This is a genomic window from Sphingomonas sp. Leaf25, assembly GCF_001421635.1.
Lineage (GTDB): Bacteria > Pseudomonadota > Alphaproteobacteria > Sphingomonadales > Sphingomonadaceae > Sphingomonas.
On record NZ_LMKU01000030.1, the window covers coordinates 214708 to 222710 of the forward strand.

The following is an 8003-nucleotide window of genomic DNA, read 5'->3' on the forward strand; positions in this document are numbered from 1 at the left end:
CCCCCGGACTCGTTCCGGGGTGACGACGCGCGACTGAATGTCGATCGGCCCTAGAATCCCTTGTGTCGCATGTTGGCGACTTCATGGCTGCCGTTACCCTTTCCATGGATTCCGGCCTGCACCGGAAAGACGAGGGTAACGCACGGTGCTTTCCCCCGGGCCGGCAACGCTCTATAGGATGGGGATGACCGCGCAGACGATCCCCCTGCCCGCCGACTGGCGCGACTTCCTGGCGCTGACCAAGCCCAGGGTGATGACGCTGGTCGTCTTCACCGGGCTGTGCGGCATGCTCGCCGCGCCGGTGCTGATCCATCCGGTGATCGGCTTCACCGCCGTGCTGTGCATCGCGCTGGGCGCGGGCGCGGCGGGGGCGCTGAACCAGTGGTACGAGGCCGACATTGACGCACTGATGAAGCGGACGCAGGGGCGGCCGCTGCCCGCCGGGCGGATGGACCGGCAGTCGGCGCTGCACTTCGGCGTCGGTCTCTCCGTCTTTTCGGTCGTGCTGATGGGGCTGGCGGTGAACTGGCCCTCCGCCGCGATCCTGGCGGTATCGATCCTGTTCTACGTGCTGGTCTATACCGTGTGGCTGAAGCGCCGCACGCCGCAGAACATCGTCATCGGCGGGGCGGCGGGCGCGTTTCCGCCGCTGATCGGCTGGGCGGCGGCGACCGGACAGGTGGCGCTGCTCCCCCTGTTGCTGTTCGCGCTGGTGTTCCTGTGGACCCCGCCGCATTTCTGGGCGCTCGCGCTGTTCGTGAAGACCGATTACGCCAATGCCGGCGTGCCGATGCTGCCGGTGGTGGCGGGCGAGCGGATGACGCGGGTGCAGATCGGCCTCTATACCATCCCGATGGCGGCGGTGGCGGTGGCGCCGTGGCCGCTCGGGCTTACGGGCATGTTCTACGGGCTGGTGTCGCTGGTGCTGACGGCGGTCTTCGCGCTGATGGCGGCGCAGGTGGCGACGCGGACCACCGGCACGCCCGACACGATGAAGCCCGAGAAGCGGCTGTTCGGTTTCTCGATCCTCTATCTCTTCGCGATGTTCGGCGCGCTCGTCGCCGACCGGTGGGCATTCTGATGCAGGACGACGATCGTATCCGCGCACGGCAGCGCGAACGGGCCAAGGTGATGGCGTGGATCCTCGGCGGCCTTGTCGTGCTGCTGTTCGCGATCACCATCGTGAAGATTCAGGCCGGAATGGGCACATGACCCGCAACCTGCGCACCGCGTTGTTCGCCGCCGCCGCTGTGGTCGGCATGACCGGGGTCGGGTTCGCCAGCGTGCCGCTGTATCGCATGTTCTGTCAGGCGACCGGGTTCAACGGCACGACGCAGCGCGGGGAGCAGGCGCCCGGCGCGGTCGGCGACCGGATCGCGGTGCATTTCGACGCCAACATCAACCCCGCGCTGGGGTGGGAGTTCAAGCCCGAGCGCGCGTCGGAAACGGTCGACATCGGCGCGCGCGACATGGCGTTCTTCACCGCGAAGAACGTGTCGGGCCGCCCGGTCACCGGCACCGCGACCTTCAACGTGACGCCGGCGCAGGCGGGCAAATATTTCACCAAGATCCAGTGTTTCTGCTTCACCCAGCAGACGCTGCAACCGGGTGAAAAGGTGCGGATGCCGGTGGTGTTCTTCGTCGACCCCAAGATGCTGGCCGACCCGGACGCGAAGGACATTCGCGCCATCACGCTCAGTTACACATTTTACCCGGTGGATTCAGGCAAGACGAGCGGTTAGGGTCGCGGACAAATACCCCGGAGACAGGGGCGGCGGAACAAGGGACGGATGATGGCAGGCGCGAAGAACCACGATTTCCACATTCTGCCGCCCAGCATCTGGCCGTTGGCCAGTTCGATGGCGGCGTTCATCCTGGCCGCCGGCGGCATCATGTGGATGAACGAAGCGCCGCTCGGCGGACTGGTGTTCGGCGCGGGGCTGATCGCGACGCTGTCGTGCATGGCGTTCTGGTGGGTCGACGTGATCCGCGAGGCGAAGGCGGGCGACCATACCCCGGTGGTGCAGTTGCACCTGCGCTACGGCATGATCCTGTTCATCGCCTCCGAAGTCATGTTCTTCGTCGGCTGGTTCTGGTCGTGGTTCGACTTTTCGCTGTTCCCCGCCGCCGTCCAGTATAACCACGAAGAGGGCGTCTCGCTGATCGAGGCAGGCAGCACGGCGGTCGCGGCGCAATGGCCGCCGGCGGGGCTGGAGGTGCTCAACGCCTTCGAACTGCCGCTGCTCAACACCTTCATCCTGCTGCTGTCGGGCACGACGGTGACGTGGGCACACCATGCGCTGATCCACAACCAGCGCGGCGGTGCGCTGAAGGGCGTGTGGGGCATGATCGGCGTCGGCGAGAACGACGGCGTCAAGAAGGGGCTGTGGATCACCGTCCTGCTCGGCGCGCTGTTCTCGTGCATTCAGGCGTATGAATATATCCATGCGCCGATGCCGTTCAAAGGGCTGAACTATGGCGCCGCCTTCTACATGGCGACCGGGTTCCATGGCTTTCACGTGCTGGTCGGCACCATCTTCCTCGCGGTGAACCTGCTGCGGGCGTATCAGGGCGACTTCACCCCGAAGCAGCATTTCGGCTTCGAGGCGGCGGCATGGTATTGGCATTTCGTCGACGTGGTGTGGCTGTTCCTGTTCGTCGTCATCTATGTCTGGGGCGGCTGGGGCGCGCCGATCCACGGCGGTTGAGCGATATGACCGGGCCTGCGACCCCCGTCGCCTGCGGGGTTCGCGGCCTGTGTCCGCGCTGCGGCAAGGCGACGTTGTTTGCCGGACTGCTTGCCTTCGCGGCGCGCTGTAGCGCGTGCGGGCTGGATTTTGCCGCGTTCAACGTCGGTGACGGACCGGCGGCGTTCCTGACGCTCGGCATCGGGACCATCGTCACCGTGGCGGCGATCTGGCTGGAGCTGGCGGTCGCCCCGCCGTGGTGGGTCCATGCGCTGTTGTGGGTGCCGCTGACGATCGGCGGGGTCGTCGGGTCGTTGCGGGTCGCCAAGGGCGTGTTGCTCGCGCTCGAGTACCGCCGTGACGCGCGCGAAGGCCGGGGCGGGCGATGAAGCGGGTGCCCGTGCTGCCGACGATCGTCGTGGTGCTGGCGGTCGCGGCGATGGTCGCGCTGGGGCTGTGGCAGGTGCAGCGGCGCGGGGAAAAGGAAGCGCTGATCGCGCGCGCCACTGCCAACCTCGATCGTCCACCGATGGCGCTTCCGGCGCGGATCACCGACGAATCGCTGTTCGCCCGCGTCACCGCGACCTGCGCGACGCCGGGCGACTGGACGATGGCGGCGGGACGCAGCGTCGACGACCAGCCCGGCTATCGCCACATCGTCACCTGTCGCAGCCCTGGAGGCCAGCGCTTCCGGCTCGACATGGGGGTCGCCGCCGATCCGAAGGTCCGGCCGGACTGGCGCGGCGGGGCGATCACCGGCACGCTCAGCCAGATGCCGGGCGGCCCTACCCTCTTCGACCGGATGATCGGGCGGGCGGTCCCGGCCGAACCGCTGATCGTATCGGACACCGCCGCCCCCGGCCTGTCCCCCAGCCGGCGGCCCGATCCGGCGAACCTGCCCGACCATCATCTGGCCTATGCGATCCAGTGGTTCGCCTTCGCCTTGGCCGCGGTCATCATATACTTGCTGGCACTTCGCCGCCGCAGCCGCTAACCGCCCACCCCATGCGGTATGTCAGCACCAGGGGCGATGCGCCCGAACTCGATTTCGCGGGCGCGACGCTCGCCGGATTGGCCAGCGACGGCGGCCTGTACGTGCCGGCGCGGTGGCCGGTACTGACGCACGACGAAATCGCCGCGCTGGCCGGCCTGAGCTATGCCGAGACGGCGGTGCGGGTGATGCTGCCGTTCGTCGGCGACTCGCTCAGCGAGACCGAGCTGCGGAGCTTATGCGAACAAGCCTATGGCCGGTTCAGCCATGCCGCCGTCACCCCGCTGGTGCAGCTCGACCATGACCAGTGGTTGCTGGAGCTGTTCCACGGCCCCACGCTGGCGTTCAAGGACGTGGCGCTGCAATTGCTGGGGTTGTTGTTCGAGAAGTTCCTGACCGGCACGTCGCAGCGCCTCACGATCGTCGGTGCCACCAGCGGCGACACCGGCTCGGCGGCGATCGATGCGGTGGCGGGGCGCGAGAACATCGACATCTTCATGCTGCACCCGGCGGGCCGCGTGTCCGACGTGCAGCGGCGGCAGATGACGACCGTGCTGTCGCCCAACGTCCACAACATCGCGATCGAAGGCGACTTCGACACCGCGCAGGCGCTGGTCAAGGCGATGTTCAACGACCCCGGCTTTTCGGGGCGGTTCCGGCTGTCGGCGGTCAATTCGATCAACTGGGCGCGGTTGATGGCGCAGGTGGTCTATTACTTTTACGCCGCGGTGCGCCTCGGTGGGCCGGACAAGGCGATTGCCTTTTCGGTGCCGACCGGCAATTTCGGCGATGTGTTCGCTGGATACGTCGCGGCGCAGATGGGGTTGCCGATCGCGAAGCTGATCGTCGCGACCAACGTCAACGACATCCTCCACCGCGCGCTGACCAGCGGCGATTATTCGAGCGCGCAGGTGACGCCGACCGCCACGCCGTCGATGGACATTCAGGTCAGCTCGAACTTCGAGCGGCTGCTCCATGATCTGGGCGGGCGCGACGGGCGGGCGCTGGGCGAACAGATGCGCGGGTTCGAGGGCGCGCGCGCGATGCGGCTGACCAATGCGCAGAGCCAGGGCGCGGCGACGCTGTTCCAGAGTGCGCGAGTCGATGGCGATCGCATGGCGCAGGCGATGCGCTGGGCGTATGACCATGCCGCCGAGATCCTCGATCCGCATACCGCCATCGCCTTTGCCGCCGCGCAGGATGCTGAGATCGATGCGCCGATGGTGACGCTGGCGACGGCGCATCCGGCCAAATTCCCCGACGCGGTCGAACGCGCGATCGGCAGCCGCGCGACGCTGCCCGGTCGGGTCGGCGACCTGTTCGAGCGCGAGGAACGCTATGTCACCCTGCCCGCGACGTTCGAGGCGGTGACGGCGTGGATTGCGCAGCGCGCGACGCCGCGTAGCTGATGGACCCGATCGCACTCATCGGCGAGCCATGGGGCGATTACGGGCTGATCGATTGCGGCCATGGTCGCAAGCTCGAACGCTATGGGCCGTATCGTTTCATCCGTCCCGAACCGCAGGCGATGTGGGCCCCGGCGCTGCCCGAGTGGGACGCGCACGGCGAGTTCGTGCCGGGATCGGACGAGGATGGCGGCGGGCGCTGGCAGTTCTTCAAACAGCCCCCGCGCGACTGGCCGCTGACGTGGCGCGAGGTGCGGTTCTCGGCGAGCAACACGCCGTTCCGTCATCTGGGCTTCTTCCCCGACATGGCCCCGGTGTGGGACTGGATGCGCGGGCGGATCGACGGGGCGACCGATCCCGAATGCCTCAACCTGTTCGGCTATACCGGCGTCGGGTCGCTGGCGCTGGCAGCGGCCGGCGCGCGGGTCGTGCATGTCGATGCGTCGAAGAAATCGGTCGAACAGGCGCGCGGCAATGCCGCCTTGTCGGACATGAGCGACAAGCCGGTGCGCTGGCTGGTCGAGGATGCCGGCAAGTTCGTCGCCCGCGAAGTGCGGCGCGGACGGCGCTATGACGGGATCATCCTCGATCCGCCGAAATGGGGGCGCGGCCCCAACGGCGAGGTGTGGAAGCTGGAGGAACATCTCCCCGGCCTCATCGCCGAATGCCGCCAGTTGCTCGACAGCGAATCACGCTTCCTGTTCCTGACGGTCTATGCCGTGCGGATGTCGGCGCTGGCGATCGGCGAACTGCTGCGGCAGGCGCTGGGCGATCTGGACGGTACGGTGGAATGCGGCGAACTGGGCGTACGCGAAGAAACGCGCGGGCTGGTGCTGCCGACCGCGATCTTTGCGCGGTGGAGCCGACCGTAAAGATCGATCCGCATGGAAACGTCGCCCCAGCGAAGGCTGGGGCCTCAAGCGGCTCCTGGCGCGCGCTGTCACCGGGAAATCCCAGCCTTCGCTGGGATGACGCTTGCTTCGAAATGGATCGACCAGCCCCTAACTCCGCCCGATCCTGAGCGCCGCCCCGGCCACGATCGGGCCGCCGACGCACAGTAGCAGACTGGTCGCGCCGAGCAGTTTCAGCGCCCCTGCCCCGCCTTGGACCGCGCCCGCGCCGAAGATGACGAGCGGCAGCGCGAGCGGGAGCATCACCAACCCAGCGACCGCGCCGCCGGCGCGCAGGCCCGCGACCAGCGCCGCCGTCGCCACCGCCAGCGCGGCAAGGCCCGGCGTTCCGATCAGCAACCCGCCCTCGACCAGCAACAGGGTGCGCGCATCCATGCCCAGCAATGCGGCGGACAGCCCGGCGGCGAGCAGCATGGCGGGCGCGAAGCCGAGCCAGTGGCCGATCGTCTTGGCGAGCGCGATGGCGGTGTCGCTCCACCCGCGCGCGACCAGTTGGTCGACGACACCGCTGTCGAGGTCGGGCGCGATCAGCCGCTCGATCGGCAGCAGCGCGGCGAGCAGCGCCGCCGCCCACGCGACCCCGCCGCCGATCCGCGCGAGCAGCGCCGCATCCGGCCCGACCGCGAAGGGAAACAGCGTGGCGACGAGCAGGAAGAACGCGACCGGGAGCAACAGCCCGCCGCCGCTCCACGCGCGGCGCACTTCGCGCAACGTAAGCGCGATCACAGCGCCAGCACTTCGGCATCAGGCAGCGCTACGGCCACATGGCTGGCGACCAGCACCGCGCCGCCACCCGCGCGGTGGGTGGAAATCGCCGCTTCCAGCCGGTCGAGCGAGGCGGCGTCGAGGCCATTGGCCGGCTCGTCGAGCAGCCACAATGGTGCCGCGGCGGCGATGACGCGGGCGATGGCGGCGCGGCGCTTCTGCCCGGTCGACAGCATCCGCACCGGCACGTCGCCGAGCGTGTCGATCGCCATCGTCGCCATCGCGTGGGCCACCCGATCGCGCGTGCCGTCGAGCGCCGCCCAGAAGCCGAGCGCCGCCGCCAGCGGTTGTTCGGCGTCGAGCGCGGTGCCTTCGGTCAGCAAAGCGGTCGTGCCACCGCGCGTCACCGTTCCGGCGACAGGCGCGAGCAGGCCGGCGGCGATCCGCACCAGCGTCGACTTGCCGACGCCGTTCGGCCCCTGCACCAGCAGCGCGTCGCCCGCCGCCAGCACGAACGATCGATCGGCGAACAACACCCGCCCCCCGCGCCTAGCCGTCACGCCCGCGAAAGCGAGCAGGGTCAATCGCCGTCCTCCAGCGCGTGCATGTCGTCGTCGGACAGGCCGAAATGATGGCCGACCTCATGCACGATGACGTGACGGATCAGGTCGTGGAGGTCGACGCCGGTTTCGCACCATTCGGCGAGCAACGGCTGGCGATAGAGGTGGATTTGTTCGGGATAGTCGATCGCGTCGAACGCCGATTTCTCGCCCACCGGCCGGCCGCGATACAGGCCGGTCAGCTCATAGGGGTCCATGTCCATTTCGGCGAGGGTCGCGTCGTCGGCGAATTCCTCGACGAACAGGACCGCGTTGGCGAGATGCCCGGCAAAGGGTTCGGGGATACGCGCCAGCGCCTCGTGCGCCAACGCTTCCATCTCCCCGGCGGTGGGGGCTCTTCGCGCTTGATCGGCCATGGTTCAAGCAATAGGCCGCTCCGGGTCGAGGACACAAGGGAGGGATCATGGAGCCGCTGAGTCAGGCCGAACGCGCCGATGCGCTGGACGGATTGCCCGATTGGGATCACGATGCGGCGCGCGACGCGATCGTGCGCAGCTTCACCTTCGATAATTTCAGCCAGGCGTTCGCGTTCATGGCGCAGGTCGCGTTGCTGGCGGAGAAGGCCGATCACCATCCCGAATGGTCGAACATCTACAACCGCGTCGACATATTGCTGACCCCCCACGACGCGGGCGGCCTGTCGGAGCGCGACATCGACATGGCGCAGGCGATCGACTCGCTGG

General features: G+C 68.2%; 12 protein-coding genes. 9 read left to right on the forward strand and 3 right to left on the reverse strand.

Annotated elements, in window-relative coordinates:
- Positions 1-184 precede the first annotated feature (184 nt).
- The 8 genes from ASE78_RS14880 to ASE78_RS14910 are packed head-to-tail and all read left to right on the forward strand — an operon-like array spanning position 185 to position 5956.
- Positions 185-1081: a heme o synthase gene (locus ASE78_RS14880; protein WP_056498115.1), complete on the forward strand. Its 897-nt coding sequence runs from the start codon at positions 185-187 to the stop codon at positions 1079-1081.
- Positions 1081-1212, forward strand: coding sequence for a hypothetical protein (locus ASE78_RS19820; RefSeq protein ID WP_268795721.1), 132 nt, complete (start codon positions 1081-1083; stop codon positions 1210-1212). The genes ASE78_RS14880 and ASE78_RS19820 overlap by 1 nt, the downstream gene beginning before the upstream one ends.
- Positions 1209-1742: a cytochrome c oxidase assembly protein gene (locus ASE78_RS14885; protein WP_055758935.1), complete on the forward strand. Its 534-nt coding sequence runs from the start codon at positions 1209-1211 to the stop codon at positions 1740-1742. Before ASE78_RS19820 ends, ASE78_RS14885 begins: the two co-directional genes overlap by 4 nt.
- Positions 1743-1793: 51 nt before the next feature.
- Positions 1794-2708 carry a cytochrome c oxidase subunit 3 gene (locus tag ASE78_RS14890; RefSeq protein WP_055760412.1) on the forward strand — a complete coding sequence of 305 codons (915 nt, stop codon included), beginning with the start codon at positions 1794-1796 and terminating at the stop codon, positions 2706-2708.
- 5 nt (positions 2709-2713) lie between these two features.
- Positions 2714-3076 (forward strand): DUF983 domain-containing protein, encoded by a 363-nt coding sequence (locus ASE78_RS14895; protein WP_056498117.1) that lies wholly within the window; start codon positions 2714-2716, stop codon positions 3074-3076.
- Positions 3073-3681: an SURF1 family protein gene (locus ASE78_RS14900; protein WP_056498119.1), complete on the forward strand. Its 609-nt coding sequence runs from the start codon at positions 3073-3075 to the stop codon at positions 3679-3681. The genes ASE78_RS14895 and ASE78_RS14900 overlap by 4 nt, the downstream gene beginning before the upstream one ends.
- An 11-nt stretch (positions 3682-3692) precedes the next feature.
- Entirely contained in the window at positions 3693-5087 is a 1395-nt protein-coding gene (gene thrC, locus ASE78_RS14905) for a threonine synthase (RefSeq protein ID WP_056498121.1), read from the forward strand.
- Positions 5087-5956: a class I SAM-dependent methyltransferase gene (locus ASE78_RS14910; RefSeq protein ID WP_056498123.1), complete on the forward strand. Its 870-nt coding sequence runs from the start codon at positions 5087-5089 to the stop codon at positions 5954-5956. Before thrC ends, ASE78_RS14910 begins: the two co-directional genes overlap by 1 nt.
- A gap of 129 nt (positions 5957-6085) precedes the next feature.
- Here the strand turns inward: ASE78_RS14910 and ASE78_RS14915 are convergent, their stop codons facing one another.
- Genes ASE78_RS14915 through ASE78_RS14925 form a run of 3 tightly spaced genes read right to left on the reverse strand, consistent with a single transcriptional unit; the run spans position 6086 to position 7676 of the window.
- Positions 6086-6721: a heme exporter protein CcmB gene (locus tag ASE78_RS14915; RefSeq protein ID WP_056498125.1), complete on the reverse strand. Its 636-nt coding sequence runs from the start codon at positions 6719-6721 to the stop codon at positions 6086-6088.
- Positions 6718-7284, reverse strand: a complete 567-nt coding sequence (ccmA, locus tag ASE78_RS14920; protein WP_056498126.1) for a heme ABC exporter ATP-binding protein CcmA — start codon at positions 7282-7284, stop codon at positions 6718-6720. Before ccmA ends, ASE78_RS14915 begins: the two co-directional genes overlap by 4 nt.
- Positions 7281-7676, reverse strand: a complete 396-nt coding sequence (locus tag ASE78_RS14925; protein ID WP_056498128.1) for a metallopeptidase family protein — start codon at positions 7674-7676, stop codon at positions 7281-7283. Before ASE78_RS14925 ends, ccmA begins: the two co-directional genes overlap by 4 nt.
- Before the next feature lie 47 nt (positions 7677-7723).
- Here ASE78_RS14925 and ASE78_RS14930 point away from each other — a divergent pair.
- On the forward strand, positions 7724-8003 hold a 280-nt coding region (locus tag ASE78_RS14930), incomplete at its 3' end, for a 4a-hydroxytetrahydrobiopterin dehydratase (RefSeq protein ID WP_082467245.1).